Source organism: Micromonospora sp. C95, assembly GCF_018070465.1.
Classification (GTDB): Bacteria; Actinomycetota; Actinomycetes; order Mycobacteriales; family Micromonosporaceae; genus Micromonospora.
Genome location: NZ_JAGPXT010000001.1, coordinates 158,366 through 185,191 on the forward strand (window position 1 = coordinate 158,366; position 26,826 = coordinate 185,191).

At 72.9% G+C, this 26,826-nt stretch carries 29 protein-coding genes; 14 read left to right on the forward strand and 15 right to left on the reverse strand.

What is annotated here, in order from left to right:
- Positions 1 to 172 precede the first annotated feature (172 nt).
- The 14 genes from KBX00_RS29005 to KBX00_RS00765 all read left to right on the forward strand — a co-directional run bounded on the left by KBX00_RS29005 (position 173) and on the right by KBX00_RS00765 (position 12,977).
- Complete coding sequence (locus tag KBX00_RS29005; protein WP_301547115.1) at positions 173 to 769, forward strand: hypothetical protein; 597 nt, start codon at positions 173 to 175, stop codon at positions 767 to 769.
- The gene (locus KBX00_RS29010) at positions 769 to 1,632 is read left to right on the forward strand and encodes a hypothetical protein (RefSeq protein ID WP_374225234.1); all 864 of its coding nucleotides are present in this window, start codon (positions 769 to 771) and stop codon (positions 1,630 to 1,632) included. Before KBX00_RS29005 ends, KBX00_RS29010 begins: the two co-directional genes overlap by 1 nt.
- On the forward strand, positions 1,629 to 2,309 hold the full coding sequence (locus KBX00_RS00710) for an SAF domain-containing protein (protein ID WP_374225228.1): 681 nt from the start codon (positions 1,629 to 1,631) through the stop codon (positions 2,307 to 2,309). The genes KBX00_RS29010 and KBX00_RS00710 overlap by 4 nt, the downstream gene beginning before the upstream one ends.
- A 20-nt stretch (positions 2,310 to 2,329) precedes the next feature.
- A complete protein-coding gene (locus KBX00_RS00715) occupies positions 2,330 to 3,064 on the forward strand; it encodes a hypothetical protein (RefSeq protein WP_210822809.1) in 735 nt (244 codons plus the stop codon).
- Positions 3,061 to 4,371, forward strand: coding sequence for a CpaF family protein (locus KBX00_RS00720; RefSeq protein ID WP_210822147.1), 1,311 nt, complete (start codon positions 3,061 to 3,063; stop codon positions 4,369 to 4,371). The genes KBX00_RS00715 and KBX00_RS00720 overlap by 4 nt, the downstream gene beginning before the upstream one ends.
- A 2-nt stretch (positions 4,372 to 4,373) precedes the next feature.
- The gene (locus KBX00_RS00725) at positions 4,374 to 5,222 is read left to right on the forward strand and encodes a type II secretion system F family protein (protein ID WP_210822810.1); all 849 of its coding nucleotides are present in this window, start codon (positions 4,374 to 4,376) and stop codon (positions 5,220 to 5,222) included.
- Positions 5,222 to 6,094, forward strand: a complete 873-nt coding sequence (locus KBX00_RS00730) for a type II secretion system F family protein (protein WP_210822148.1) — start codon at positions 5,222 to 5,224, stop codon at positions 6,092 to 6,094. The genes KBX00_RS00725 and KBX00_RS00730 overlap by 1 nt, the downstream gene beginning before the upstream one ends.
- A gap of 45 nt (positions 6,095 to 6,139) precedes the next feature.
- Entirely contained in the window at positions 6,140 to 6,328 is a 189-nt protein-coding gene (locus KBX00_RS00735) for a hypothetical protein (RefSeq protein ID WP_091299259.1), read from the forward strand.
- A 2-nt stretch (positions 6,329 to 6,330) separates the two neighbouring features.
- Positions 6,331 to 6,783 (forward strand): TadE/TadG family type IV pilus assembly protein, encoded by a 453-nt coding sequence (locus tag KBX00_RS00740; protein WP_210822150.1) that lies wholly within the window; start codon positions 6,331 to 6,333, stop codon positions 6,781 to 6,783.
- An 80-nt stretch (positions 6,784 to 6,863) separates the two neighbouring features.
- Positions 6,864 to 7,247 (forward strand): TadE family protein, encoded by a 384-nt coding sequence (locus KBX00_RS00745; protein ID WP_082171467.1) that lies wholly within the window; start codon positions 6,864 to 6,866, stop codon positions 7,245 to 7,247.
- Entirely contained in the window at positions 7,244 to 7,690 is a 447-nt protein-coding gene (locus KBX00_RS00750; RefSeq protein WP_210822153.1) for a pilus assembly protein TadG-related protein, read from the forward strand. The genes KBX00_RS00745 and KBX00_RS00750 overlap by 4 nt, the downstream gene beginning before the upstream one ends.
- Positions 7,691 to 7,722: 32 nt before the next feature.
- Positions 7,723 to 11,085 (forward strand): BTAD domain-containing putative transcriptional regulator, encoded by a 3,363-nt coding sequence (locus KBX00_RS00755; RefSeq protein WP_307867915.1) that lies wholly within the window; start codon positions 7,723 to 7,725, stop codon positions 11,083 to 11,085.
- Positions 11,082 to 12,275: a DUF2637 domain-containing protein gene (locus KBX00_RS00760; RefSeq protein WP_210822157.1), complete on the forward strand. Its 1,194-nt coding sequence runs from the start codon at positions 11,082 to 11,084 to the stop codon at positions 12,273 to 12,275. Before KBX00_RS00755 ends, KBX00_RS00760 begins: the two co-directional genes overlap by 4 nt.
- Before the next feature lie 150 nt (positions 12,276 to 12,425).
- Entirely contained in the window at positions 12,426 to 12,977 is a 552-nt protein-coding gene (locus KBX00_RS00765; RefSeq protein WP_210822160.1) for a hypothetical protein, read from the forward strand.
- 492 nt (positions 12,978 to 13,469) lie between these two features.
- On the opposite strand, the gene KBX00_RS00770 is transcribed toward KBX00_RS00765, so the two are convergent.
- From KBX00_RS00770 to KBX00_RS00840, 15 genes are all read right to left on the reverse strand, one after another.
- Positions 13,470 to 13,931, reverse strand: a complete 462-nt coding sequence (locus KBX00_RS00770) for a DUF4262 domain-containing protein (protein WP_210822162.1) — start codon at positions 13,929 to 13,931, stop codon at positions 13,470 to 13,472.
- A gap of 14 nt (positions 13,932 to 13,945) precedes the next feature.
- Positions 13,946 to 14,314 carry a hypothetical protein gene (locus tag KBX00_RS00775; protein ID WP_210822165.1) on the reverse strand — a complete coding sequence of 123 codons (369 nt, stop codon included), beginning with the start codon at positions 14,312 to 14,314 and terminating at the stop codon, positions 13,946 to 13,948.
- A 108-nt stretch (positions 14,315 to 14,422) separates the two neighbouring features.
- Entirely contained in the window at positions 14,423 to 14,965 is a 543-nt protein-coding gene (locus KBX00_RS00780) for a hypothetical protein (RefSeq protein WP_210822168.1), read from the reverse strand.
- Positions 14,962 to 15,573, reverse strand: coding sequence for a hypothetical protein (locus KBX00_RS00785; RefSeq protein ID WP_210822170.1), 612 nt, complete (start codon positions 15,571 to 15,573; stop codon positions 14,962 to 14,964). Before KBX00_RS00785 ends, KBX00_RS00780 begins: the two co-directional genes overlap by 4 nt.
- 296 nt (positions 15,574 to 15,869) lie before the next feature.
- Positions 15,870 to 17,507 (reverse strand): VWA domain-containing protein, encoded by a 1,638-nt coding sequence (locus tag KBX00_RS00790; RefSeq protein ID WP_210822173.1) that lies wholly within the window; start codon positions 17,505 to 17,507, stop codon positions 15,870 to 15,872.
- Between the two features lie 33 nt (positions 17,508 to 17,540).
- A complete protein-coding gene (locus KBX00_RS00795; RefSeq protein ID WP_210822189.1) occupies positions 17,541 to 18,710 on the reverse strand; it encodes an AAA family ATPase in 1,170 nt (389 codons plus the stop codon).
- 346 nt (positions 18,711 to 19,056) lie between these two features.
- Positions 19,057 to 19,530, reverse strand: coding sequence for a hypothetical protein (locus tag KBX00_RS00800; RefSeq protein ID WP_210822192.1), 474 nt, complete (start codon positions 19,528 to 19,530; stop codon positions 19,057 to 19,059).
- A gap of 110 nt (positions 19,531 to 19,640) precedes the next feature.
- Complete coding sequence (locus KBX00_RS00805; protein WP_210822195.1) at positions 19,641 to 20,732, reverse strand: DUF4314 domain-containing protein; 1,092 nt, start codon at positions 20,730 to 20,732, stop codon at positions 19,641 to 19,643.
- A gap of 74 nt (positions 20,733 to 20,806) precedes the next feature.
- Complete coding sequence (locus KBX00_RS00810) at positions 20,807 to 21,472, reverse strand: hypothetical protein (RefSeq protein WP_210822198.1); 666 nt, start codon at positions 21,470 to 21,472, stop codon at positions 20,807 to 20,809.
- Between the two features lie 115 nt (positions 21,473 to 21,587).
- Positions 21,588 to 22,661 (reverse strand): M23 family metallopeptidase, encoded by a 1,074-nt coding sequence (locus tag KBX00_RS00815; protein ID WP_210822201.1) that lies wholly within the window; start codon positions 22,659 to 22,661, stop codon positions 21,588 to 21,590.
- 113 nt (positions 22,662 to 22,774) lie between these two features.
- Complete coding sequence (locus tag KBX00_RS00820) at positions 22,775 to 23,812, reverse strand: hypothetical protein (protein ID WP_210822204.1); 1,038 nt, start codon at positions 23,810 to 23,812, stop codon at positions 22,775 to 22,777.
- Positions 23,813 to 23,833: 21 nt separating this feature from the next.
- Entirely contained in the window at positions 23,834 to 24,280 is a 447-nt protein-coding gene (locus KBX00_RS00825) for a hypothetical protein (protein ID WP_210822207.1), read from the reverse strand.
- 195 nt (positions 24,281 to 24,475) lie between these two features.
- A complete protein-coding gene (locus tag KBX00_RS00830; RefSeq protein ID WP_210822209.1) occupies positions 24,476 to 24,949 on the reverse strand; it encodes a hypothetical protein in 474 nt (157 codons plus the stop codon).
- A gap of 142 nt (positions 24,950 to 25,091) precedes the next feature.
- Complete coding sequence (locus KBX00_RS00835; protein WP_210822211.1) at positions 25,092 to 25,739, reverse strand: GGDEF domain-containing protein; 648 nt, start codon at positions 25,737 to 25,739, stop codon at positions 25,092 to 25,094.
- A 95-nt stretch (positions 25,740 to 25,834) separates the two neighbouring features.
- Positions 25,835 to 26,821, reverse strand: a complete 987-nt coding sequence (locus tag KBX00_RS00840; protein ID WP_210822213.1) for a MarR family winged helix-turn-helix transcriptional regulator — start codon at positions 26,819 to 26,821, stop codon at positions 25,835 to 25,837.
- Between the last annotated feature and the right edge of the window lie 5 nt (positions 26,822 to 26,826).

Sequence of the window (26,826 nt, forward strand, 5' to 3'; positions counted from 1 at the left end):
TCGGTGACCTCGAGGTGAGCACCTGACGGTAATCACCGGAAGGTAAGCACGTTGCGGTAACCGTAGGGGCCGGGTGTAGAGGTGGGTTCAGGCATCCGTGCGTGCAACTTCCACGACAGCGGGGTGGGCCCGCTTCGCTGTGGCCAGGAACCGTCAGGAGGCAGGGCGGCAGATGACGATCCGTAACAGACAGCCAACTTCCACCGTTCGAGCGCGAGGCCGCCGCTTGCGCCTGGCGGGCTCGGCGGCAGCGCTGTGCCTGGTGGCCGGCGCGGGAGCGTGCGACGCCGGAAACACCGGGCAAGAACCTTCTCCCACTACCTCGGTCAGTGTTTCCACACCCAGCCAGGATCCGCGTGGTTCGGCCGAAAACGCCGCGCTGGGCGTGTACCGCGGTATGTGGGCCGCGTACGCGAAGGCCGGTCTTACCGCAAACCCCGACGAGCCCGACCTCAGCAGGTTCGCCAGCGACGGCGCGCTGAAAACGTTGCGAAACGGGCTGGCCACCTACCGGAGCAAGAAGCAGGTACTCAAGGGCAAGTACGTCCTAGACCCTCAGGCCACCGACGTCGCGCTCAACGCCTCACCTGCAACGGTGACCGTCACCGACTGCATCGACGACAGCGCCTTCCTGGTCTACAACCTGGCGGGCAAGCCGATCAACGACGTGCCCGGGGGCCGGCGGAGCGCGCGGGCAACGGTCACGGACCTCGAGGCCGGCGGCTGGAAGGTCACCAGCTTCGGCGTCCAGGACGTGGGGTCGTGCTGATGCGTCGCACCGCCCAACTCCTGACCGCTGCGGTCTCGGCAGCGATCGTGCTGATGACTGGAAGCCTGGCAGCACGTGCTGACGGTGGCATCGGCGGGGTCAGCTGCACCCAACACCCGTCAGCTCCCGAATGCGAGATCAGCGCCGGCACCCCCGGCGGGTCTGGCGGCTCCACCGGCGGCAACCAGGGCGGCGGGTCCGGTGACGACGGCTCGGGCGGCGGCGGTGGCGACGGCTGCTACTGGGCGCCGGTCGACGTGGGTCTCCCGCCTCCGCCGGGCAAGGGCCCAGAGGGCGGTTGGTATTCGCGGACTTGCGTAGCCAACGGGCTCGGGTCGCAGGAGGTGCCGGTGTGGCTGGACCAGGCGCCGACGGTAAATCTGACGGCGTTGGCGCAGACGGCGCGTTCTCGGCTGCGCCTGCCCTCGCCGCAGATTCGCACGAATCCCGCCACGGCGCCGTTCGTGCTAGTGCAGGTGCCGGTGTGGCTATGGGTGGACCCAGCGACGTGGGGTGCCCGGTCGGCGACGGCGTCGGTGCCTGGGGTGTCGGTGACCGCGACCGCGACGCCGACGCGGGTGGTGTGGTCCTTCGGCGACGGCAGCGACGACCTGACGTGCACTGGTCCGGGTAAGCCGTGGAAGCCGGGCACCGATCCGCGGGCGTCGTCGCCATGCGGGCACACCTACACCTCCTCGTCCGCTGCCGCGGCGGGGGCGGCGTTCCGGCTGCGGGCGACGGTGACGTGGTCGGTCACCTGGTCTGGTGCCGGTAGTGGGGGCACTCTCGCTCCGCTCACGACGACCTCGACGGTGTCCGTGCGGGTGGCGGAGTCCCAGGCGATCGTCGGAGGTGTCCGGTGAGCGTCACGACGGACCGTCCCCGGCCGGGGAGCACCGCCGCTGCGGATCTGGCGCCGGTGTCCACCGGTACGCGGCGGGCGGGGCGGCGCAGCGGGCGGCGTGTGGTCGCTGGGCTGCTGCTGGTCCTGGCGACAGTGGTGACGTTCTGGCAGGTGGATCTGCGCCGGCACGCCGACGAGCAGTTCCTCGCCGTGGCGCGGGACGTACCGGCGGGTCAGGTCATCACCGACGCCGATGTGCGGGTGGTGCGGGTGTCGAACCCGTCCGGCCTGGACCTGGTCCCGGCCGAGCGGCGCGGCGGGATCGTCGGCCGTTCGGCGGCGGTGCCGCTGGCGGCAGAGAGCCTGCTGGTGTCGGCGCAGGTCGGGCCGGCGGCGTGGCCCGCGGCGGGGCAGGCGGTGATCGCGGTGCCGGTCAAGCCGGGCCGGGCCCCGACGAGCCTGACCGCCGGGTCGCGGGTGGTGGTGCTGGTCGCCCCGCCGACCGGAGGCGGGCAGCAAGCGCCGCAGCAGAACAACGGTGTACGCCGGGCGGTGGCCACGGTCGTGTCGGTGGTGGCGGGCGCGGACCAGGTGGGCACGCAGTTGGTGACGGTGCTGCTCGCCGCGGATGCGGCGGAAGCGGTCGCGGCGGCCCCGGGGGACGTGTCGCTGGTGCAGCTCGGCCCGTCCCAGTGAGATACGAGGAGGCGCGGGAGATGTTGGTGGTGGTGGCGTCGGTGTCCGGCGCGCCGGGTGCGTCGACGGCCGCGTTGGGGATGGCGGCGTTGTGGCCGGAGCGCCCGGCGTTGCTGGTGGAGGCCGATCCCGGTGGTGGGGTGGTCGCGGCGCGGTTCGGGCTGGCGCAGGAGCCGGGGCTGGCGTCCCTGGCGGCGGCGGCCCGGCACGGCGGGCACGCCGGTGGGGCGGCGCCGTACGTGCAGCAGGTGCCGTTGGGCTTGCACGTCCTCGTCGGGCCGGGTGCGGCCGAGACCGCCGCGGGGGCGGTGTCGGTCCTCGCCGGCCAGGCCGACGCGGTCGCGCGGTTGGCGCCGGTAGTGGTCGCCGACGCGGGCCGCCTCTACGCCAACAGCCCGGCATGGGGTCTGTTGCGCTCCGCTGACGCGGTCGTGCTGGTGACCTCGGGGTCGACGGAGTACCTGGATCACCTGGACACCCGCCTGCCGGCGCTGCGTGCCGCGGCAAGGTCGGGTGGTGTCGGGCTGGCGGTCTGCGGCAGGTCCGCCTACACCCCGGCGGAGATCAGCGGTCGCCTCGGTGTCCCGGTCTGGGCGCAGCTGCCCACCGACCGGTGGGGTGCGGGCGTCCTCGCCGGGCGGATGACGGGGCGGGCGTGGACACGTACCCGCCTCGCCCAAGCTTTGCGCGCCCTCGCCGCGTCTCTCGCGGCCGGCGCGCAGCCCGCCGGTGCGGCGCTGGAGGTCGTGCGGTGACCGCCCCGACCCTGAACGGCGGCACGACCGCGGCGCCGCCGGAGGTGGTGGCGCGGCTGCGGGCCCGGGTCAGCGACCGCCTGGCCGCGCACGGCGCGCAGCTTCCCGACGGCGAGCGCCACGCGGTGATCGCGGGATACATCGCGGAGGAACTCGTCGTCCACGCCCGCGAGGACATCTCCGCTGGCCGTGTCCCGCTCACTCCGCAGGCCGAGGCGGCCCTGGCGCGAGCTTTGCGGGACAGCTTCACCGGGCTGGGCGGCCTGCAGAGGTTGATCGACGACCCGCGGGTGGAGGACATCTTCGCCAACGGCTGCGACAACGTGTGGATCCGCACCACCGACGGGCGGGTGCAGCGAGTGCCGCCGGTCGCCGCCTCCGACGACGACCTGGTCGACCTGGTGCGGGTTGCGGCGGCGCGCAGCGGGCAGGAGGAGCGCCGCTTCGACCGCGGTTCGCCGGGCCTGTCGCTGCGGCTGCCCGGCGGGCAACGCCTGTTCGCCGTGATGGCGGTGGCGAAACGGCCCTCGCTGTCGATCCGCCGCAACACCCTGCACCGGGTGACCCTGGACGACCTGCTGCACCGCGGGGAGATCACGGTGGGGTTGCGGGAACTCATCCGGGCGCTGGTGCGGGCGCGCAAGAACATTGTGATCTGCGGAGGTGTCGGCGTCGGCAAGACCACCATGCTGCGCGCCGCCGCCGGCGCGATTAGCCCTCACGAGCGGATCGTCACCGTCGAGGACGCCTACGAACTCGGCCTTGACGAGGACACCGAGGCGCACCCGAACACCACCGCCCTGCAGCAGCGGGAACCGAACCTGGAAGGCGTCGGTGGCATCGACATGTCCACGATGGTGCGCTGGGGCCTGCGGATGCGCCCGGACCGGGTCATCGTCGGGGAGACCCGCGGCGCCGAGGCCGTACCCATGCTCCTGGCCATGTCGCAGGGCAACGACGGCAGCATGTGCACCCTGCACGCCTCCTCCAGCAAGCAGGCGCTGACCCGGCTGGCCATGTACGTCATGCAGGCGCCGGAGAAGCTGACCTTCGACGCGGCCAACGTGCTCATCGGCCAGGCCGTCGACTTCGTCGTCCACCTGGATGTCGCCACCGACGGCACCCGGGTGGTGTCCTCCATCCGCCAGGTCCTGGAGACCGACGGCACCCAGGTTCCCTCCAACGAGATCTTCCGCCCCGGCCCCGACCGGCGCGCCATCCCCGCCGCGCCGATCCGCGCCGACACCCTCGACGAGCTCACCGCCGCCGGCCTCAACCCTGACCTCCTCGTCCGGGACCGGTGGTGAGCATGGACCTGCTGCCGATCCTGCTCGGCCTGGGCTGCGCCGCCGGCCTGATCCTCGTCGCCGACGGGCTACGCCGCCGCCCACCCGGCACCCCGACCACCCGGACACGGCAACGGTGGACGTCGGCCGACCGCACCCGGCTCCTCGCGGCCATCCTCGCCGGATTCGCCGCCGCGGCGGCGACCCGTTGGCCGGTCGCGGCGCTGCTGACCGCCGCCGCGGTGTGGGCGCTGCCCCGCGTCCTCGGCCCCGACCGGGAACACACCCGCGCGATCGCCCGGATCGAGGCGATCGCCACCTGGGCCGAGCTGCTGCGCGACACCCTGTCCTCGGCCGCCGGCCTGGAGCAGGCCATCACCGCCACCGCCCCTGTCACACCCCAGCCCATCCGCCCCCAGGTGCAGGCCCTCGCCGGGGCGGTACGTGGCGGAGCACGCCTGCCCGACGCGCTGCGCGCGTTCGCCGCCGACCTCGCCGACCCCACCGCCGACCTCGTCGTGCGCGCCCTGACGCAGGCCGCCGGCTACCACGGCGGGCAACTGTCCCAGTGCCTGACCAGCCTCGCCGCCACCGCCCGCGAGCTCGCCGGCATCCGGATGAGGGTGGCCACCAAACGGGCCGCGACCCGCACCGCCGCCCGGGTCATCACCGGCACGTCGGTGACGATGGTCGCCGGGCTGATCCTGCTCAACCGCGGGTTCCTCGCCCCCTACCGCAGCGTCACCGGGCAGCTCGTGCTCCTTGTCGTCGGAGCGGTGTTCGCCAGCGGGTTCTGGTGGCTGGCCCGCGCCTCCCGCGTCCCGCAACCACCACGGGTGCTCTCGGCCGACCAGCCCGGGCAGGTGGCGTGATGGCCGCCTTCGTGGTGGCGTGCGGCGTCGTCGCCGGGCTCGGCCTGGTCCTGGCCGGCACCGGCCTGCATCCCGCCCGGCCCAGCCTCGCCCAAGCCCTCGACGCCCTGCGCCGCACCCCGACTGCCCCGGAAGAACCAGTGGGGGCCAGGACCCGGCTGCTCGCCGCGCCCCTGCGCGCCTTCGGCCTGCCCCGGCAGCGGATGCGCGCCGACCTCGCCGTACTCGGACGGCCGACCGCCACCCACCTGGCCGACCAGGCCCTCGCGGTCCTCGCCGGCCTGCTGCTGCCCCCGGTCGCGATGGCCGTCCTCGCCTCCGGCGGGGTCAGCTTCGCCGCCGGCATGCCGCTGTGGGCGTCGCTGGCTGGCGCGGCCGGCGGCTGGTGGCTGGCCGAGACCACCGGGCACACCGAGGCGCAGCGGCGCCGCGACGAGCTGCGCTACGCCCTGTCCGCCGTGCTCGACCTCGTCGTCATCTCCCTCGCCGGCGGCGCCGGACTCGAACAAGCCCTCGACGACGCCTGCGCCGACACCCACGGCTGGGCCGCCGGACGCCTGAACCGTGCCGTGGCCACCGCCCGGCTGCTGCGCATCCCGCCCTGGCAGGCCCTCGGACAGCTCGGCGAGGACACCGGCGTCGTCGAACTGCAGGAACTCGCCGCGACGATGAGCCTCGCCGGCACCGAAGGCGCCCGCATCCGCGACTCCCTCACCATCCGCGCCGCCACCCTGCGCGCCCACCAGGCCGCCGCCCTGGAGGCCAGAGCCAACTCCGCCACCGAACGCATGTCCATGCCGGTCATGCTCCTGGCCGCCGCCTACATGCTGTTCCTCCTCTACCCGGCTGTCACCGCCGTGGACAGCTTCTGACCCCGACACACCAGAAGGAGAAACGCCGTGCACCCCAGCAAGCTGATGGCCCTGCTGACCCTGGCACACCTCACCCTCGTCGACCGGGCCCGCCGGCTGCGCGACTCCGGCGACCGGGGCAGCGAGACCACCGAGAAGGTCATGTGGATCGCCCTGCTCGTCACCCTCGTCCTGGCCGTCTACGCCATCTTCCAGGGCAAGATCATTACCAAGATCACCGGAATCAACCTCTAGCCATGAACCGCACGCGACGAGGCAGGCGACGCCGGCTCGGTGGTGACCGCGGATCGGTCACCACCGAGGTGGTCCTCTACGCGCCCCTGCTGTTCCTGCTCGTCCTCGTCGGCGTGCAGTTCGCCCTGTGGGCCCTGGCCCAACTCGGCGTCCAGCACGCCGCGAACCACGCCCTGCAAACCACCAGGGTGTCCGGCGGAACCGCCGCCGCAGGCCGCGCCGACGCCGCAACCGTCCTCGACCAGGTCGCCGGGCAGGTCGTCGTCGACCCGCGCGTGTCGGTCACCCGCACCGCCGACACCGCCACCGTGGCCGTGGCCGGCCGGGTGCCCGCCGTCGTGCCGTTCCTGCGCCTGCAGGTCAGCACCCAGGCCAGCGCCCCGGTAGAACGTTTCCGCCCCTCGACCCTGTCGCTGGCCCCCTCGCCGCCTGGAGTGGAAGGAGACTCGACGTGACCCGCGAGCAGCGCCGCATCCGACATCCACGCCGCCGGGTGCCTCGGCTGCGGGGAGACCGGGGTTCGGTCAGCGTCGAGATGGCGCTGAGCTACGTACCGCTGATGGTCCTGGCCGCCCTCGCGGTGGTGGCGTGCCTGCGCCTGGCCTCGGCCGCCATCGACGTCAACTCCGCTGCCGCCGCGGCGGCCCGCCAGGCGTCCCTCGCCCGCACCCCCGGCGAGGCCCGCGCCGCAGGCGCCGATGGCGCCTCCGCCACCCTGGCCGGGCGGGCCTTCACCTGCCAGCCGTCCACCGTCACGGTCGACCCCGGCGCGTTCGTCCCCGGCGGGCAGGTCAGCGCCACCGTGGCGTGCACCGTCCGCCTCGAAGACCTCTACGGCCTCGGCCTGCCCGGCACGATCACCATCCGCGGCACCTCACACCAACCCCTCGACACCTACCGCGGGACAACGGCGCCATGAACCGGCTGCGTACCCGCCTGCGGCAGGCCCGCCACGACGACCGAGGCCAGATCACCCCGTGGACGATCTTCGGCGTCGTTCTCGTCCTCATCCTCGCCGGCCTGGTCCTCGACCTGGGCCTGGGCATGTCGGACAAGGTGCGGCTGCTCGACGTCGCGCAGGGCGCCGCCCGGGCCGGCGCCCGCGAGATCGACCTCGCCACCTACCGGGCCACCGGCACTGTCCAGCTCCAGCCCGCCCAGGCTGCCGCAGCCGCGCGGAGCTTCGCCCAACAGGCCGGTGTCGACGGGCAGGTCACCGCGTCCGCCACCCCCACCGCCGTCACCATCACCATCAGCGGCACCCGCCCCACGCGGCTGCTGCACCTCGTCGGAATCAGCGCCCTGCCTGTGTCCGCGACCGCGACCGCCAGCCCTCTGACCGGCGTCACCGCACCGAACTGACCAAGACCGCCACGCCACGACCGGGAGCCCCAGTGTTCGCATTCCTCGCCGCCACCGCCCGCCGGCTGGCCGGACTCGGGATCCTGGTGCTGCTCACCGCCGGCGTGCCGTACGCGCTCATCCGATACGTCGGCTGGCCCCTGCCCCGCGAGGTCCCCACCTGGCAGGACGTCGGCACCGCCCTCACCTCACCGCTGACCGACGCCATGCTCGGCAACGCCCTCGTCTGCCTGCTCTGGGCGGCGTGGGCGGCGTTCATCTGGTCCCTGATCGCCGAGGTCGCCGAAACCGCCACGGGCATCCGCCTGCCGCAACCCCGAGCCATCGCGCCGGCCCGCGGGCTCGCCGCCATCCTGGTGGCCGCCATCAGCGGCGGCGTCCTCGCCACCGCCGCCCAGGCCGCACCGACCCTCACCCAGCCAGCGCAGGCGACAACCACCCACACCAACGCCACCGCTCCGGCTACGGCTACGGCGACCGCCGTACCCAGCAGCACCATGCGGCTGGTGACCACGGACGGGCACCACACGCAGGCGTGGCAGGCAGGCGCGTCGACGTCCGCCCTGCCGGACATGAGGGATCCGGTGCCGGCGCGGCTGGTAGCGGGCCACGTAACGCTTGTGTCGTCCGGCCAGACCTACACATGCGAGGTGCGGCGCGGGGACACCCTGTCGAAGATCGCCCAGCAGTGGCTCGGCGACGCCAACCGGTGGCCGGAGATCTTCGCCCTCAACCGGGGCACCCACTTCCGCGACGTCGGCGGCACCCTCACCAACCCGAACCTGATCTATCCCGGCTGGACCCTGGAACTGCCCGACGACGCCACACCACCAGCCGGCACACCCCGGACCCCGCCACCCGCCGAGCCGCCGGCGGCAGGCCCCGAACAGCCGGGAACCGGCACCACCGCGCCCCCGCCGACACCGAACCAACCCACCCAGCCGCCACCCGACGCGCCGTCCGCGAGACCGCCGACAGGCTCCACCACCCCGGCACCGCACGACGGTGATGACGGCATAGTCCACGTCCCCTCGCCCCCGGTCTCCACCGCGCCCGCTGAGCAGCCGTCGGCCTCCGGAGGCTCGATGACGCCCCGCCCCTCGGTCGACGGGCAGCAGACACCCGGGCCGCGAACGGAGGCGTCACCCGGTGTCTCACTCGGCACCGGCAGCTGGCTCGACGCCGGGCTCGTTGCCGCGATCCTCGCGGCCGTCGCCCTCGTCTGGGCCCACCGCCGCCGCCGCTACACCCGCCGGCCCGTGTCGGCCGACCTGCGCCTGGACGACCCCGACGTGGCGCCCATGCCGCCCGTGGTGAACCAGATCCGCCGCCGCCTGCGCCACGCCACCACGACCCCCACCGACCCGGCCAGCCTCGACGGTCCGGATGACGACCTCGGGCTGTTCACCGATCCCGACGGCACCGAAGCAGACGACAACCCCTCCGTACCGGACGGCTCTGACACCTCCGATCAGGACGCTGACCTTCTCGACGACGACCGCTTGGAGGTCGCCGGGCGGCACGACAAGACCGGCACCCTCGATGACGCCGGTCTCGACGACGAGGACGACGACGAGAAGCCGGCGCCTGTCGCGAACCCGAGCGCAGAAGACGACACTGCGCTCCGCCCGGTGGTGCCGTCGCTGGCGCACCCGCTCGCCGCGGTCTGGCCGCCCGCCGGCCTGGGGCTTGCCGGTCCCGGCGCGGAGGCCGCCGCCCGCGGGTTCATGGCCGCCGCCCTGGCCGCCGGGGGCGTCGACGCACCGGAAGACCGCACCTGGCTGGTCATGCCGTCAGCGACCGCGGCGACGCTGCTCGGCGCCGGTGCCGTCGCGCTGCCCCGTACCCCGCGGCTGACCGTCACCGGTGGGCTGGACGAGGCACTCGACCTGCTCGAGGCGCAGACCCTGCACCGCAGCCGCATCGTCTACGCCCACGAGGTCGACACCGTCGCCGAGGCGCGCGCGGCGGACCCGACCGGGGAGCCGATGCCGCCCGTCCTGATGCTGGCCGACGCCGACACCCGCCACCAGCGCACCCGCATCGCCGCGCTTCTCGCCCAGGGCCAGCGCCTGGACATCCACGGCGTGCTGCTGGGCGCATGGCCCGACGGCGACACCATCGTCGTCAACGCAGACGGCACCACCAGCCGCGCCCAGGGGGAAGGCTTCCGCCACGGTGGACACCCGGCCGACATCGGCCGACTGGCCGTCCTCACCCCGTCCGAGACCAGCGACCTGCTCGTCACTCTCGCCGAATCCCACACCGGCCAGCCGCAGGCTCCCGCCCCGACCGAACCCGTCACCACCGCCCAGGCCACGACCGCCGCACCCGATGCGCAACCTCCTCCCGACACCGAGCCGGCGCCACCCGACGTCCCCTTCCGCGAGGGTGAACACCTGCCGGCATCCGGCCCCGAGCCCGTGCCCGCCGCCCCGACAACAACAGCGGGCAGCGCCAGCAGCGAGACCGCCCCGGCCACCCAGGCAGCTCCGCCCACCGACGCCCATGCCGGCGGCGCGGACACTGCCCGCGACGGTGCGCCCCCGCCCGCCGTGGAGGAACCGGACACCGACGGCGCGGCCGGGAAAAGCCAGGAGACCAGCCACGGGAGGGTGCAGGTCTCCGTCCTGGGCACCGCCGCGATCGTCGACGTGCCGCCAGGGCCGACGCTGCGCAAGAAATCCCTCGAAGTGCTCGTCTACCTGGCCGTGCACGACGGCGACGCCTCCGCCGAGGCGATCCTCGACGACCTGCTCCCCGACGCTCCCGCCAACAAAGCACCCGGCCGGCTCTACACCTACGTGTCCGACCTGCGCACCATCATGCGCCGCACCGCAGGACGCGGCACCTACCTCACCCACCCCCACCAGCGGTACGTCCTCAACCGCGACGCCGTCGACGTGGACCTGTGGCGCATGCGCGCCGCGATCCGCGACGCCAACCAGGCCACCGACCCGGCCGAGCGCCTCGCCGCGCTGCGCCGCGCGGTCGACACCTACCGCGGGCACCTGGCCGACGGCGCCGACTACGAATGGATCGAGCCCTACCGCGAAGCCGTCCGGCAGCAGGCACTCGACGCCTACCTCGCCCTCGCCGACGCCCTCGCTGGCAACCCCGCCGAGCAACTCACCGTCCTGGACGCCGCAATCGGCCACAACCCGTACGCCGAAGAGCTGTACCAGCAGGCGATGCGGGCCCGCGCCGCGCTCGGGCACCTCGACGCGATCCGCAGCCTGCGCCGCGCCCTGACCCGCGCCCTCGGCGAGATCGACGCCGAACCCAGCGACGACACCATCACCCTGGCCGACGAGTTGGTCGCCCAGATGCAGCGGCCCGCCCGCCGACCCGACCTGCGGCCGGCACCCCGGCCCGGTGACGGAGCCGCTGCATGACCGCCACACCGCTACCCCGGCACACCGCCGCCCGTACAACGGAGGTAACAGAGGCCGACCTCCGGCACCTGACCCGCCTGCGGTGGGCCGTGCGGGCGGTGCTCGCCCTCGGCGTCGCCGCGTCGATCGCGGCGAACGTCCTACACGCCCGGCCGAACCTCATCAGCCAGATCATCGCCGCTTGGCCACCCCTGGCGCTGCTGCTGACCGTCGAACTCATCTCCCGCGTCCCCGCAGATCGCCGCGGCCTGGCCGCCGCCCGGCTGATCGCCGCCGCCGTCATCGCCGGCATCGCCGCCTGGGTGAGTTACTGGCACATGGTCGGCGTCGCCGCCCGCTACGGCGAAACCGGTGCCGCCGCCTCCTACCTGCTGCCCATCTCCGTCGACGGACTCGTCGTCGTGGCCAGCATCAGCCTGGTCGAGATCGCGGGACGGATCCGCACCCCCTCCTTTAGCCCGACCGGGGGCCGGCCATCCGTCACACCGCCAGCGGAGACGCGGTCCCCGACGGTCGAGCCCCCGAGCATGGAAGCGCCGGCCCCCGCGCCAGAGCCGGCCGGTGCTGCGTGGCTGGCCGGAGACCACCCCGCCTCGCCGCCGCCGCGGTCGCAGACCGCGATCCGTGGTGATGAGGGCGGGCAGCCGACTACGGTGGTCGCCACGCAGGCGCCGACAGGTGCGCGCGGCCCCGAGGAAGTGACACCCGAACTCCCACTGGTCGAAGCACGCGACCAGGGAGACGCTCGCCTCGTCTCGACCGGCGATGAGGCCTCGGCGCTCGGAGACACGACGCCGTTGGGCGGAACGGACCCGGCTCTCCGTACTGTCGACAGACATGGAGCTACCTGGTCCCGCGCCACCGGCTTCCCGGCCACGCCGATCGATAACTCCGACGAGCGGGGCCGAGTGAATACTTCGGCCGACGCCGACGCCGCTGATGCGGACACTATTGAGGATCAGGTACATAACGCCGATCCGGACGACGGAAGAAGCGGCGTAGAGGTCCCGTCTGACACCGCCGGGGCCGTGGCCTACTGGTACCACCGCGATCCATCCCTACACCCAGCCGACATTGCCACCAGAATCGGCCGCTCGGAACGCACCGTCCGCCGGTACTGGCCTCCCGTGCCGCGAACCGCCAACGGACACGACACCAGCCGTGTCACCGAGCAGGTTGGCGCCTCGTGACCGCCGCCGTGCGGGGTGCCAGGCAGCCTGTTGGCTGTACCGACGCAAGTAGAGAGCAAGGTACGGCTCGAGTGCAAACGGGTCAGGGCGGCCTATCACCCGTGCTACACGCTCCCAATTCTTGTCGTACCTGGGTACGACGCTAACGGCATGGCCATCCCAAACCCCTTGGAAAACGTTGCGGTGGTGGCGGCAAGGGCACTGCTCGCGGTCACCGAGATCCTCGACGATGTCGCCGACAGCTGCGACGAACGGTTCCTTGAGTCGCTGCTGCTCAACGCCTTGAACCACATTCCTGACCTCGGCCCGCAACTTCTCGGTTGCCCACCAACGGCCCGATACTGGGCGGGGCAGCCGCGCGTCAGGCGCGAGGCAGACGTCGTCGCGTGGGACGGCGACCTTGCCGTCGCCCAACTCGAAGTGAAGACCCGCTCCGCGGTCAACCGCGGGCACGATTGGAACCAGTTCGACCAATACGCGGCTGCAGCAGCACCGGGAACCGGCCTGTTCGTCCTGACCGCTACTCGTAAGCAGGCCTCACTGCTCGCTCACGACGTGGACTGGCGCCGGTGGACGATCCTGCTGCCGGCACGCGTGCACGAGGTGACGAAGGCAGTAGTCGGGCCGCTGCCGGACGGTGACGGCTCGGTTGAACAGCTTGTCAGATCGCTTGCGCGCATCTCGCACCCTGCCGGGACGTAAGCGGTCACTGACGCTCAGTAATTGCATGCCTCATCTGCCGCTCCCCGCGCTTCACGCCCTCACGCGGTCACCGAGCGTCGCCGGCGATTTGTACGCCCGGGTGACGATTGAAGCCTCAGGTCGGCGGCGCCTCAGGTCCCGTCGCCACGTAGATCTTCGTACGTCGCGGCGTACCTACCTACGTACTTGAACCTGTACGCCGGGCGCTGCCCGCGCTACCATTCGCAGCTCTCGCCGCAGGTGGCCCACGGCCGGGGTGGGCTCTGGCTGTTTAGCGCACTGAGCCGCCAAAGACGAAAGGCCCTGCCTTCTCACTCTGTCCCCGGCGAACCGCCGGGGAGCGCGCGCATTCGCCCGCGCCGAGTGACTGGGTGACGGTGTGTTGATCTCAGCGACGGCGCCGGCACTGGTCCAGGTGGGCGGGTCCGGTCGTGCTCGGGATCCGGACGCCTGAGGGGCGCCCGGATCCCGACGGTTCCGGTGGAGTGCCCGTTACAGCTGGGAGATCAGCGGCTGTGCCTGCGGGTCGAAGTCGTACCCGCTGTCCCAGGGGAATCGGCCCTGCCGGTCGGGCCACACGAGCTGCTGTAGGCGGATCTGGTCGCGGCCGTAGCGGTTGATCGCCATGCCGGGCAGCAGCTCGTCGGTGGGTGGTCCGTCGATGATGATCGCGTCGTAGCCGGCGATGAGGTCGCTGATGCGCTGGCCGTGGGTGAACCGTTCGGCCTTGTCGTAGACCCGGCGGGCAAGGTCGTTGAGCAGGCTGTGGGCGACCTCGGGTGGCAGTCCGGCGGTGATCAGTTCTGGGTAGTCGTGGGCGGTGAGCCCGACGGTGTAGGCGAACGGGGCGGTGGTGTCGGGGTCGTCGTCGGTGGGCAGGACGTGGGTGACGGCCCAGCCGGTGGTGTCGATGATCCGTTCTTGGCGTTGGAGGAAGTCGTCGGTGTTGGGCACGTGCTGTCTCCTGGTCATTCGGGCGTACGGGTGGAGTCCGGGTCGGGTGGCTCGACGTCGACGAAGCCCCAGAGTCGTTCCATGACCTGGAGTTGCCAGGTGCGGTAGCGGTCGGCGAATCCGCGGCAGACCGCGGGCGGGACCGGACTATCGGCGTAGGGCAGCGTCGAGTGGCAGATGATGTAGCCCGCCGCACCACGCGCCTCGGCGACCATCTGCTTGAGTCGGCCGGGGTCGAGGTACATCGGGTTGCCGGGCTTGAAAATGCAGGTGGAGCACTCGCGGGCGAGCAGGCGGGTCTTGCGCAGTTCCGGGTCGCCGACGCTGAGCCGGGGTGACCGGTCGGTACCCGGTTCGTCGGCGGGATCGAACATGCTGTCCATAATCAACTCCTTGGCGTGACGGCGTGGGGCCCGCATCCGTCGATGCGGGCCCCACGAATCCGAGTGAGCGGAAGGCCTCGGCACCCGGGCGGCGCCGGTGTGGCCTGGTCAGAGCCGGCGCAGCCAGGTGAGCACTGTGTCGATGTCGGCACGGCGCAGCCCGTGAGACGGGTCGACGGGGTGGAGCAGGGTGGGTACGCCGTCGCGGGTGCGCTGGTCGGCGGTGGTGGGGTCCTTGCCGCCGAACTCGTCGTCGAGGACGGCGAGTGCCCGCCGCGTGGCCCAGGGGTAGAGGGCGGAGAGTTTGCTCTGGTGGCCGAAGCGGACACCGCCCGCGTGGACGGGGACGTGCGGCCAGGTGGTCGGCAGGTCGAGTCGTGGGGCGACCCATTGGGCGGCGAGGTGGTTCCAGCTGGTGCACCACACCGGTTGGGCGTGTTCGGCCAGTTCCCGCAGCCATGGCCCGTGGTCGGGGTGGAGCCAGACGGTGCCGGTGACGTGCTGCCCGTTGGGTCCGGGCCCGTCGTAGCGGTGTGGCTGGTAGCCGAGCGCTGCGGCGTGGGCCGGGTTGGCGGGGTTGAGGACGCCGTCGACGTCGAGGGCCACGATCGGCGGAAGCTCTGGGTGTGCCAGGGGTCGGGTGCTGGTCACGGCTGGGCCTCCTGGAGGGTGACCGGGTGCAGCGGCACGATGAGCCGGTCGGCTGCGCGGCCGGGTCCGCCGTCGGGTTGCCACGTGTCGGCGGCGGTGTGGGTGGGGAACGGGCCGACGGCGGCGAGCCAGCCTTGGGTGCGGTCGAGCAGCACGAGGACGGCGGTGCGGGCGTCGTCGAGGGCGGGCCGTAGGGCCGCGGCGAGGGTGGTGGGCAGGTCGACCCAGCAGGTGGCGGGTAGGGCTGTTGTGGCGGGGTCGTGCAGCGGCACGGGTTTGGTCACGGCGAGTGTGGTGCTGTCGAGCGCGAGCATGGGGGCGAGGGAGCGGGCTGTTTCGGCGCCGCTGGTGGGGCCGTGTGCGGCGAGTTCGCCGCCGGTGTGAACGGCGAGCAGCGCGTACGGGTCGCGGATCTCCAGGGAGTCCAGGACTGCGAGGGTGATCATGTCTCCGGTTCGCAGGTCGCCCAGGGTGAGCAGGACCGGCCGTCCGTCCGGGTCGCGGGTCCAGGTGATCACGTCGAAGTGTTCGCTGGTGACGTCGCCGAGACGTCGCCAGGCGCGGTTGTCGGTGTCGAAGGGGTGTTCGTTGTCGGTGCCGAAACGCATGGGATGGGCTCCTTGTGATGGGCGGCGTCGTATCGCGTCCGGACCTGGCCCACCGGGTCAGTGGGGGACGCGATGCATGGACGCTTCGATGGCGCGGGATGGTCAAGTCGCCGACCGGCGGCGAGGGCTGTCCGCTGCCGGCCCCGCGAGACGTGGCGGGTTGCCGGCGGCAGCCCGCCTCTGCGGGGCTTGGGTACGTCGTTGGGGTGGCCGCGCGCGGCGCTGCCCGGCCACGGCCGTTGCAGCGCCGCGGCGCGGGGGTGGGACTGGTCGGTCGCCGGACGGCTCGGCTGGGCTTAGGCCTGGGTGAGCGCGGTGACGGCGGCGTCGGCGATCGCCGCGACGGCCTCGACGGGATCGGCGACAGTGAGGGTGGTGGTGTGCGTGAAGGTGTGCCTCCACATCTGGTCGGGGCCGGTCAGTTCGCTGTCGGCGAGCGGGTCGGCGGGGTGCAGCCACAGCACGGCGCAGCCGGCCTGGTGCAGGGTGGTGACGAGTTGTTGCCCGGCGGGGATGTCGTCGAGGTAGCCGTCGGAGACGACGGCGAGCATCCGCAGGGTGCGGCCGTGGCGTAGGTCGAGGAGTTGGTCGGCGACCTTGACCGCTTCCGGGAAGGTGGCGGTGGCGAGGCCGGTGCGCATGGTTAGCACCTGCGTGGGGCGGGTGCGTGGGGGTACCAGGACGGTGGTGCGGTCGCCGAACCCGATGGTGGTGGTTGTCGCGTCGGCGCGGCGTGCCGCGTTGGCGAAGATCCACGCTGCGGAGGACATCGCGTCGGTGTAGCGGTCCATCGAGCCGGACAGGTCGACCAGGACGGCCAGGTGCAGACGGGGTTTCTCCGGTGGCAGCTGGGCGCGTTGCTGCCACGGGGCGGCGGTCGGGAGTTGACCGGCGGCGATTTGCGCTTCGGCGGTGATGGCCTGCCGGGTGCGCAGCCGGCCGGGTGGGATCGCGGAGGGCCGCCGGCCGGGTTCGGGATGTTGGGTGCGGGCCTGCCGCAGCCGGTGGGCGAGGTCGCGGGCCGCGCGGTGTTCCTGCTCGGTCGGGTCCCGGCGGTCCCACTCCGACGGTGGGCTGTGCCGGTGGGCCAGCAGCGCCGCGGCGTACTCGGCCGGGGTGACGCCGGCGGCGACGGCGAGGTAGTCGACGAGGGCCGCAGCGAGGCGGCCGGCGAACTGCCCGGCGTCCGGTACGGGAGTGTCGTACTGCTGATCGGGGTCGATGCCGAGGACCTGACACCACCGGCGGGCCAGGCAGATCATGGTGTCGGCGTCGGCGTCGTCGCAGGTGTGGGCCTCCCGCCAGATGTCCCGCAGTTGCCGCAGGCGCTTGCGGCCGAGGACGCCGGTGACGGCGGCCCGGACCGGGCGCACGTCTTTGCTGGTGACGATGCGGGCGTCGACGCGGGCCAGCAGCAGGGCGGCGAGTTGCCCGGCGTGCCACGCGTCGTCAACGGCCGCGTCCTCGGGGTCGAGGAGGGTCGTCACGACGTGGCGCAGCCAACGGCGGTCGCCCCGGCGGCGGGCGCGTTGGCGTCCTTCGGCCCGGGATTCCTCCAGCATTTCGGCGACAGCCGCGAGGATCGGCGGGGTGCCGGGCGGGGTGGCCCACAGGCTGTGCGCGGCGTGCGCGGCGCCGTGCACGAGCAGCCCGTAGCCGGTGGGCACGATCCGCTTGTGTCGGGCCTTCGTCGGGTCGGTGATGTCGGGGCGGTCGGCGATGTAGGTGGCGTCGACCTCGATCCGGTTGAGGGCGGGGTAGAAGCACTCGGGCGCGTCCCCGGCGGCGCCGGGGGCGACGAGGACGGTGAGGTCGGTACGGCCGGTCAGCAGCGGAACGTGCTGGGTCCACGCGGCGGACCAGCTATGCCAGTCACTGGCGCCGGCCGGCGTCGGCGGTGCGCCCTGCTGTAGGTGGGTGCTGGGGTGGGACACGGATGGGCTCCTTCCAGAAGGGGTGGACTGCGGTCAGCGCTTGCCGAGGGCGAGCGCGGTGATGGGTGTGCCGGTGTGTCGGGACAGGGCGGCGGTGACGTCGTCGCGGGCGTCCTCGGGGGCGATGCCGGCCAGGTTGGCCAGAGCGGCGGTCATGCCCATGTGGTCGCGGACCTTCACGAAGCCGAGCAGTTCGCGCAGCTGCGGCGCCCACACGGTCTTGCCGGCGGCGAGGTCGGCGTTGAGGTCGATCGCCGCGGCCACGACAGGCTTGGGAACGCCGAGGTGGCGGGCGAGGTCCCAGTCGGTGGAGACGTGCAGGTGGACGGTGAACCGGGAGGCCAAAGCTTCGGTGAGCACCGCCCCGTGCACGCCCGGGTTGTGACCGGCGACGATGTAGAACCCGTCGGCGGCCTGCACGGTCTCGTTGCCGTTGGCGGGGATGGTGATGACCCCGCGGCCGTCCATGGCCGGATACAGGACTGCCAGGACGCGGGGCGGGATGAGGGTGGCGTCGTCGACCAGCAGCACCCGCCCCTCCCGCATCGCGGTGACGAGCGGTCCGTGGACGAACTCGTAGCCGCCGCCGGGGACCGGGTTGTAGGAGCCGAGGAAGTCGTCGACGACGGTGTCGCCGGTGCCGGCGACGGTCAGCAGGTCGGGGAACGCCGCCTCGACCATGGCGGTCTTGCCGGTGCCGGGCGGCCCGTACAGCAGCACGGGCACCTGCTGGGTGCGTAGCCGCCGTAGTTCCTCGACGTCCCAGCCCCGGCCGAGCCGCCGCGGGTGGTACAGCGTGCCGTTCGGTCGCGGTACGGGCGCGGGCCGTCCCTGCCGGCCACCACCGCTGCTGCTGCTGCTGGAGCGGGTGCGGGGCGCGGCGGGTGGGAGGGTGCCGGCGGCGTCGATGCCAGCCTGGGTGATCTGGAAGCGGTGGTGCGGGTCGCGGTGGTGGGTGGCGTGCCCGGCGGTGGCCATTTTCTTCAGTGCCTCGAACACCGCCCCGGACGACGGTGCGCCGATCGCCCGGGTGATCTCCCCGGTCTTGAGAATCTGGTCGGGGTGGTCGGCCAGGTGCAGGGCCACCTTCCGGTACAGGTAGCCGGACCGGCCGGAGGCGGCCTCAGCGGTGGGCGTGTCGGTCGCGGCCGGGTTGTTCTGCGGTGCGCCGGGCTGGGGGGCCGGTGGGGTTGGTGTGGTCATGGTGATGCCTCGATTCCAAGGTCGGGCCCGCGCACCCGTCTCCGAGTGCGCGGGCGGTGGGTACCGCACAGCGGAGACGGGTGGGGCCAACCCCGTGCCGGCCTGGTCGGGCCGGGCAGGTGGGCGACCACACCCCGGTAGTGCTGAAGGGTTACGGCGACACGTGGGTCGCCGCCGGTGCGTGCTGGTCGGTGTCGACGCCGCGGGCGGTGTCTGCGCCGACGATGGAACGCCCCACCGCCCAATCGATCAAGTCGAATTGGTGCGGGGCGCGGGATCGCTGACGTGCCGGCTGCCTACGCGGGCACGTCGAGGGTCGGGAGCGGTGCCGGTGGCCAGGTCGTGGTCAGTCGGCGCAGCCCCGTTCGCAGCCCTGCGGGTCGCACTGCTGACCGTCAGCCATCCGTGCCAGGGCCAGCCCGTCGTCGCCGTCGAGGAACGGCCAGCCGAACCCGTCGGCGAACGCCTTGACCTTGGGCGCCCCGTACATCGGATAACCGGCGTGTTCCATCGCCGCCACGATGTCGTCGCGGCCGAGAAGCCAGGCGAGTTCGCTGAGCTTGTCCACCGACCGGCTCGCCGAGTTGCCCCGGTGGTCGAGGATCTTCCCGACGGCGAAATCCAGGTAGTCCCGGGCGTAGGTCTCGTGGTCGACCCGCTGGGTCCACTCAACCGGGTGGCGGGGGGTGATGACCTGGCGGGCGTGGTCGAGGTCGAGTGCCTCCACGAGCACGTCCTCCCGGAAGCCGAGGATGTCCTGTCGGTTGGCCCGCAGAGCCCAGACCCGGGTGACGATCTCCTCTTGAGTACGGATGGTCACGTGGTTTCCTTCCTGTAGGTTCTACCTGTCGTGGTGGTGTGTCGGGTGCCGCTGCCGAAGACGGCTCGGTTCCGGGTGACGCGGCGCGCCCTGGCCGGAGGTCGCCGGGCCTATGTCTGGTCGGGTTCGGGCAGGTCGCCGACGATCCGGTCGCAGGCGTACGGGTCGACGGCCTCCCAGCACCAGCTGCGGCCCATCACCACGTACCGGCCGTCACCGTCCGGGGCGACGCGGTCGATGGCTTCCGGATCGTCTGACAGGGCGCGCTGGTCGACCACGAGGACGTCGCCGTCGAAGGACAGGTCGGCCAGATCCGCGTCGAACCGGCGATCCAGGTCGTCCTCCGGTACGCCCTGCTCGCGCAGGCTGCGGCGGTGCTGGTCGCGGAGCCGGTGCTGGTCGGCGACGATCGCCTCCGCCACCGGGCGGGTGCAGGAGAACACCGCCCACCCGTTCCAGTGGTCGATCAGGGTGCCGACGAACCCGATCTCGAAGCGGTCATCGCCGTCCGGGCCGACGGTCATCGCCCACTCGCCGGAGAACACGCCGACGTCGCCGAGATGTACCCGGTCGGGGTGTAGGTGGGACACGTCGCGACCGGTGGGGCTGGCCGCGAGGTGACACAGGTCGGCGACCCGCTCTGCGGCGGCGGTGGCGAAGGCGTCGCGGTAGACGGTCATCGCCTCGTCGCGCTGCTGGATGCGCAGCCCGAACCAGCCGGAGACATCGCCGGTGGCGTCGGCGAACAGCTCCCATCCGGCGCCATCGACCGACTCTCCAGCCGAGGAGAAGTGGGGCAACCTGTCGAGGACGGCGGGATCGCCGTCGTGGATGCCGGCCAGGATCCGGCGGGCGGCCAGGCGGGTGTCACCGCTGACCCGGGCGCCGATGGAGTCCTGCGCCCACCACTCGGCGGCGGTGTGGCCGGCCTCGGTGCCGGCGGCCCGCATGCGCCGCAGCGCGGCGGCCCATTCGGTGGCCTCGCCGACCGGATCGCCGGTGGGCGGCGGGGTGGTGGCTGGTGCGATGCGGTCGCCGGCGTCGAGGCTCATCGACAGCGTCGAGCCGCTGTCCCAGGCGACCTCGATGATGTTCTGCCGCTGGTCGTGGCGGCGGACGGTGCCGGTGTCGCCGGCACGCAGCCGGGTATGTGGGTCGCTGGTGTGGACCAGCGCGACGCGCTGGCCAGGTTGGTAGCTCATGGTGGTCTCCGATCGGTGAGTGGACGGGCCATCGCTGCCGCTGGTGGGCGGCGACGGCGTGGGGTCGGGTGTGTTCATCGGGCGCTGCCCGTCGCGTCACCCGTCGTGGGGTTGTGCGGCGGCCAGGGCTTGCGGGTGACGTGGTCGCCGAACATCGGGTCGGTGGCGACCGAGGAGCCGCAGCGGGTGCAGCTGGTGGCGGTGTCGTAGCCGTAGCCGGCCATGGAGGGCACCTCGACGTGGTCGATCTCGTCGACCGCGCCGCAGACGGTGCACACCGTCATCTCCGGGCCGCCGTCGTCGTCGGCGGGTTCGGTGATGAACAGTTCCTCGACGGGGTCGAGGTGGTGGGCGCTGTGCCGCAGCCAGCGGCCGTGGACCGTCGCCTCGTACACCACCAGTCGCCGCTGGTCGAGGTGCAGCAGGTACAGCCACTCGAGGGCGCCGTCGACGTCCTCGCGCAGCGCGCCGCGCCGGACGGTGTCGTTGTCGGCGGGGTGGCCCAGGCCCGGTACGGGCGGCTGCTGGTCCCAGCGGCGGGGCTTGGGGTTGACGGCGAGGGACCACCAGTCGTGGGCCAGCAGCGCGGCGGCCATGGCACCGGTGTCACGGCTGAACGTGTCGGTCCAGATCCGGCGCAACAGCGGCACCAGAACCTGCGGATCCTCGCCGAATTGGATCCAGCGGGCGGTATACCTGCCGCGGAGCGCGGCGACACCGATGAGCGTGGGTGTGCTCACGGGCTTTACCTCCTCAGGGTTGTGTGGATGGGGGGTTGCGGCGGTCATCCCGGGGCGGGACGACCGCCGAGCTGGGGGTGGATGACCCAACCGCCGCCGGCGTTCGCGATGGCGACTACTGGTTGAGGGGCGCGCCGACGGAGGCCATGAAGGCGACCGGGTCGACGGCCGTGCCGGAGGTGTGGTCACCGAGGTGCACTTCGAAGTGCAGGTGCGGTCCGGACGAGTGGCCGGAGCTGCCGGAGACGCCGATGACGTCACCCGCTGCGACCTGTTGGCCCTCGGCGACGGAGGGGTGGGTAAGCATGTGGCAGTAGCGGGTGATCACACCGCCGGGGTGGGTGATGTCGACGTACCAGCCGCAGCCGCGGGTGAGGACGGGGTCGCCGTCGCGGTCGCAGCCCCAGTCCCGGCCGGTGCGCGCGTCGACGGCGTTGCAGCGCACGACGGTGACGGTGCCGGCGGACGCGGCGTGGATCGGGGTGCCCTTGCCCACGATCAGGTCGACGCCGTCGTGCCCGGGACGGCCAGGGGTGCGGAACCCGGAGCCGACGTCCCCGTGCACCGGTTGGGTCCAGCCCTGGGCGCTGACGGTCACGCCGCAGGCGGCAAGGCCGGCGCTGACGCCGGTCAGGGCGGCGACGATGCGGGTGGCGTCGGGTTCCCACTTGGCGTAGGCGTCTGGGAAGGCCGACCGCTGCACCCGTTGGGCGGCGACGGTCAGTGGCATCGCTTGCCAGCCGTCGACGGCCAGCAGCTTCTGGTAGAACTTCGTCGCCGCGTACTGCGGGTCCCGTAGCTGCTCGGGGGTGCCCCAGCCCTGGGATGGCCGCTGTTGGAACAGGCCGACCGAGTCGCGGTCCCCACCCGGGGTGTTGATCAGGGAGGATTCCTGCATCGCGGTGGCCACGGCGACGACCCAGCCGCGGGGCGCGACGCCGAGACGCATGCCGACGGCGGTGATCGTGGCGGCGTTGCCAACCTGCTCGGCGTTCCAGTCACCGACCGGACCGATCCCGCCCGGGGTGGGGCTGCGCGGGCCCGATGAGGCGGTGGGCGTGACGCTGGTGGCAGGCCCGCACGCGCCGCCACCGCCGCCGCCGAAGATCAGGGTGGTGGCCAGTCCGGAGCACAGCAGCAGGACGCCGGTGACCGCGATGGCGATCCCGGACAGCACGCGGGTGGTCATGACTGGTCACTCCTTCAAGGCAGGGCGGGCAGCGGGCCGGTGGAGCACGGGGACGGCGAAGGCCGCGCGGGCCTGTGGATCGGCGTCGCGCGGCCTTCGGCCGGGTGCGGGAATCAGCGGGCGAGGACGGCGACTTTCTCGCCGTGCAGCAGGGGCGCCCCGTCGGGGCCTTTGATGTGGGCGTTGATCCAGATCCTGTAGGGGTGGCCGTCGCGGTCGATGAGGCGTCGCCAGTGGCCGCGGACGACGAACCGCACCCGGTAGTGCCACTTGGGCTCGCCGTCGGTCGGTCCGGCGAGGGGGCTTGTGCGGCGCAGCATGACCACGCGGGTGTCGTGGCGGATGCTGGCCCGTACGGCGCGACGTCGGGCGGCGCGGTCCAACGGGGCGGCGGCAACGGTGGCGAGGGGTTGAGCCTGGATGCGCCAGAAGGCGTAGGCGATAGCGGCGCTGGCGCGCATCGCGGTGGTGGTCTCGTCGATGCAGAACCGGCCGTCGGGGGCCGGTTCCCAGTCGCGGTCGTCCCCGTCGAGGACGGGCAGGTCGGGGCGGGGGTCGACGGGTTGGCCGATGGGGATTTCGGTGAAGTCGGTCAGCACGTAGGGGCCGAACTGGCGGGCGAGATCGGGCCGGTCGGTGAGCTGCTGTCGGCGGCGCACGGCCGCCGGGTCGTGCGGGTCGCGGTGGTCGGCCCAGCCAGCGATGGCCCAGAACGACCGGCCGCTTCCGGTGTTGGTGGTGCGGGCCCAGGTGATCGCACCGATCGAGGACACCTCGCCGCTGAGGCTGCGATGGTAGATCGGTTCGGGAAGGAACAGCACCCCACCGTCGTCAGGGGCGACGTCGGCCGGGAGCACCTCGCCGGTCAGGTCGAGGGCCGCCGCGGCGGCGGCGATGATCGCGGTCATCGCCGGGGCGATGACGTACGGTTCGCCGAATCGCCACGGGTTGGCGGTAATGGCGCGCACCGCGGTGAGGACCTTCCCCATGCCCGCTGGGCTGGGGCTGGGGTGGTTGGCCAGGCGGCTGCCGAAGAACGCCTGCAGGTACTGCGCCGCGAGCGGGCTGCGGTGGTAGTCGACCATGCGGGCACGCAGGTCGACGGCGGTGCGGGCGTAGCCGGCGAGCGTGTCGTTCGGTAGGAAATTCACTAGTTGCCTCCAAGTGCGTGTTCAGGCGGCCAAGGCCGCCACGGGTGGACGTCGGTAGACGCGGGATTCCGGCGGCACCGTGTCCGGCACGGGCGCGGGCCGCACCAGGGGTGCCGGCGGGCGAGCGGGGGTGAACCAGCCGGGGAAGCGACGCGGCGGGGCGGGCACGGGGGCGCGTCCCCGTGCGACCCCGGCCGGGCGCGGCGACGGCGGCGGGGGCGCCGGGGCGAGGGTGGTGGGTGCGCGCCGGGCCTGTTGTTCGGCGCGGCGGGCGGTGCGCAGCGCCCAGCAGGGGCCGTCCTGCCCATGGCACTGCAGGTTCGTGCAGGCGCCGTCGGGTCCGAGTTGGTGGGCGGCGGCGACGTCGACCGCGAGGGCCCAGAGGAGCCGGTCAGTGACGTCGTCCGGGACGGCGGTGCGCTCGCTGGGGCGCCGGCTGCGGCCCTTGGGATGTGCGGGGTGTGCCATGGCGGGTGGCCCTTCGGTCGGCGGATCGCGGGCATGCGCGGTCGCCGCCCGACTCGCGTCGGGGCCCTGGGGAATGCTGGTGTCCGGACGACGGACGACGACCAGCGGTGATCGACGCTCATCTCTCGATGAAGGTCAAGTCGTATGGGGCGGGCAGGACCTTGCCCGCCCCATACGACGGCGAGGGTTCGTGGTTCAGGTGGTCTGTTCGGGGTCGAGGCGTACGCGGGTGGGGTCGACGGTGGTGAGCAGGTGGCGGGAGACGCCGCGCCAGTAGCGGCCGTTGTTGCCGCCGAGCGAGACGAGGGAGACGCGGCCGGTGCCGGTGTCGCGCAGCACCACGTACAGCTCGCCGGGAGGCTGCTTCCAGCCCGCGCCGGCGACGGTGACGAGGGTGCCCGGATGCAGCGGCGCCTCGTGGATCATGGTCCACTCGCCGCCGGTACTAGCGCTGGTGGTGCTACCGCTGGTGGTGATGTCCGCTGCGGGGGCGGGCCGCAGGTAGGTGGGGTTGACCTTCACGGGTCGGCCGCCGTCGACGGGTTCGACGACGACGTTGACCGGCAGTAGCCGGGTGACGCGGTAGGTGACGCCCCGGGTGCTGGCGCGGGCCACCGCCGGGTCGATGATCACCCGGTCGCCGACGGTGTAGGTGTGAGGGCTGCTCATGGTGGGTGCGCTCCTTATACGGGTTCTCGGCGACCGTCGCCGAGGACGGGGACAGCAGTCGGGGGCGGGGTCGAGATGGGGCAAGGTGAGGACCTCGCGCCCGTCGACGGGCGCGAGGTCCTCCTGGTGCGACCGTGAGCGGTCAGCGGCGCCGCAGGTCCCGCAGGCGGGTGCCCGGTGGCAGACCGGTGTGGCCGGTGGTGGCGCTCACGCCGTGAACCCCGGATCCGGTCTCCTTGGCCTGGTACATGGCGATGTCGGCCTGGCGCAGCAGGGTGCGGGGGTCGACACCGAGGGCGGCGGTGGTGTGCCCGACGCTGGCGCGTACGGCCACGATGTGTGCGCCGAGGTCGACGGGGTGACGGCCGACCGTCCGCCAAGCGGCGCGGGCTGCTGCGGCGACGTCGTCGGCGCCGCCGTCGATCAGCAGGGCGTACTCGTCGCCGGACAGGCGCGCGGCGAGCCGCACCGGCCCTCGCAGGGCGGCCAACCGTCGGCCGACCTCGGTGAGGACGTCGTTGCCGGCCTCGTGGCCGAAGGTGTCGTTGATGGCCTTGAAATGGTCGAGGTCGAGTAGGACGAGCCCGAACGGGCCATCGGTGCGGGTGGCGCGGGTGAGGGCGGCGAGCAGGGCCCGCCGGTTGGGCAGGCCGGTGGTGTCGTCGTGGTCGGCGGCGTAGCGGGCGCGGGTCAGCACCTGCTGCTGGCGCCACAGCAGCGCTGCGGCGAGGGCGAGACCGGCGAGGATTCCCCCGGCGGCGGTGACGATCGAGGTCAGGATGGGAGACACTTCGGAAGCTCCTTCTGTACTAAGGAGCACCGGGGGCGGGCGTGGTTCCGGGAAGTTCGACGCCCGCCTCCGGGCTACCGGCAGGGCGGGGTCGTTCAGGCGGCGGGGTCGGTGAGGGCGAACGTGACGGGCTTCTCGGCGGCCAGGACCACCCGCCCGGCCTCGACGAGTTTCACGGCGGCGTTGTGGACCGCCCCGGCGCTGGCCTTCTTCGCGCCTGTTCCCTCGTTGGCCCGGTCGACCAGCTTGCACAGCTCGCTGACCTTGTACCGCTGGCCGGGGTTGGCCTCGAGGATGTCGAGGATCGCGCCGCGCAGCGTGCCCGACGCCCGCCGGGTAGGGGCCTGCGCCGCCTCGCCCGCCGCCTCCGTGCCCGAGGGCACGGCGGGTGATCCTTCCGTGGCGGCGTCGCCCGTGGTGCTGTCGGCGGCCGTGCTGGCGGGAGGCAAGTCGGGTGTGGCCTGTCCGGGGTCCGCCTCGTTCGCCGGAGGTGTCCCGATGGCCGGGTTGGTGTCGTCGGTCGTGACCGGCACCTCGGGTTCGGCGGTGGAGCGGTCGCTGTCTCCGCCGTCGTCGGTCTCGTCGTCGTCGGTTTCGGTGGCTTCGTCGACTGCCACCTCGACGTCGTTCGCAGCGGGCGATGTCGGCGCCTGGGCGGCATCGGGCTGCTCGTCGGCGAGGGCCTCGGTTGCTGGTTGCTGGTCGTGGTCCTGCCCGGTAGCCTCTCCGGTTTCCTGCGGGTCGTCGCCGCGCGGCCCGGGTTCTGCGGCGGCGTCGCGGAGGGCGGGCTCCGGCTCGGGCTGGCCGTGCTCGTCGCCCTGTTCGGCGTGGGCGCGACCGGTGTCGGTCAGCCGCCACAGGCTGCGTCCGCGCTCGTCGCGGGTGGGTTCGGCCAGCCCGGCCGTTTCCAGGGTGCGCAGTTTCGGGGTGGTGGTCGAGTAGCCGAGGCCGGCTTCGGTGGCGATGGCGGCGGCGGTGGCCTCACCGAGCCGGTGCAGCGCGGTGAGAACCTTCGCCACGCTAGGCGCCGGCGGTGGTGTGACGGCCGTACCGGTGGTCGTGTCGGTCGGTGTGCTGGTCATGGGCG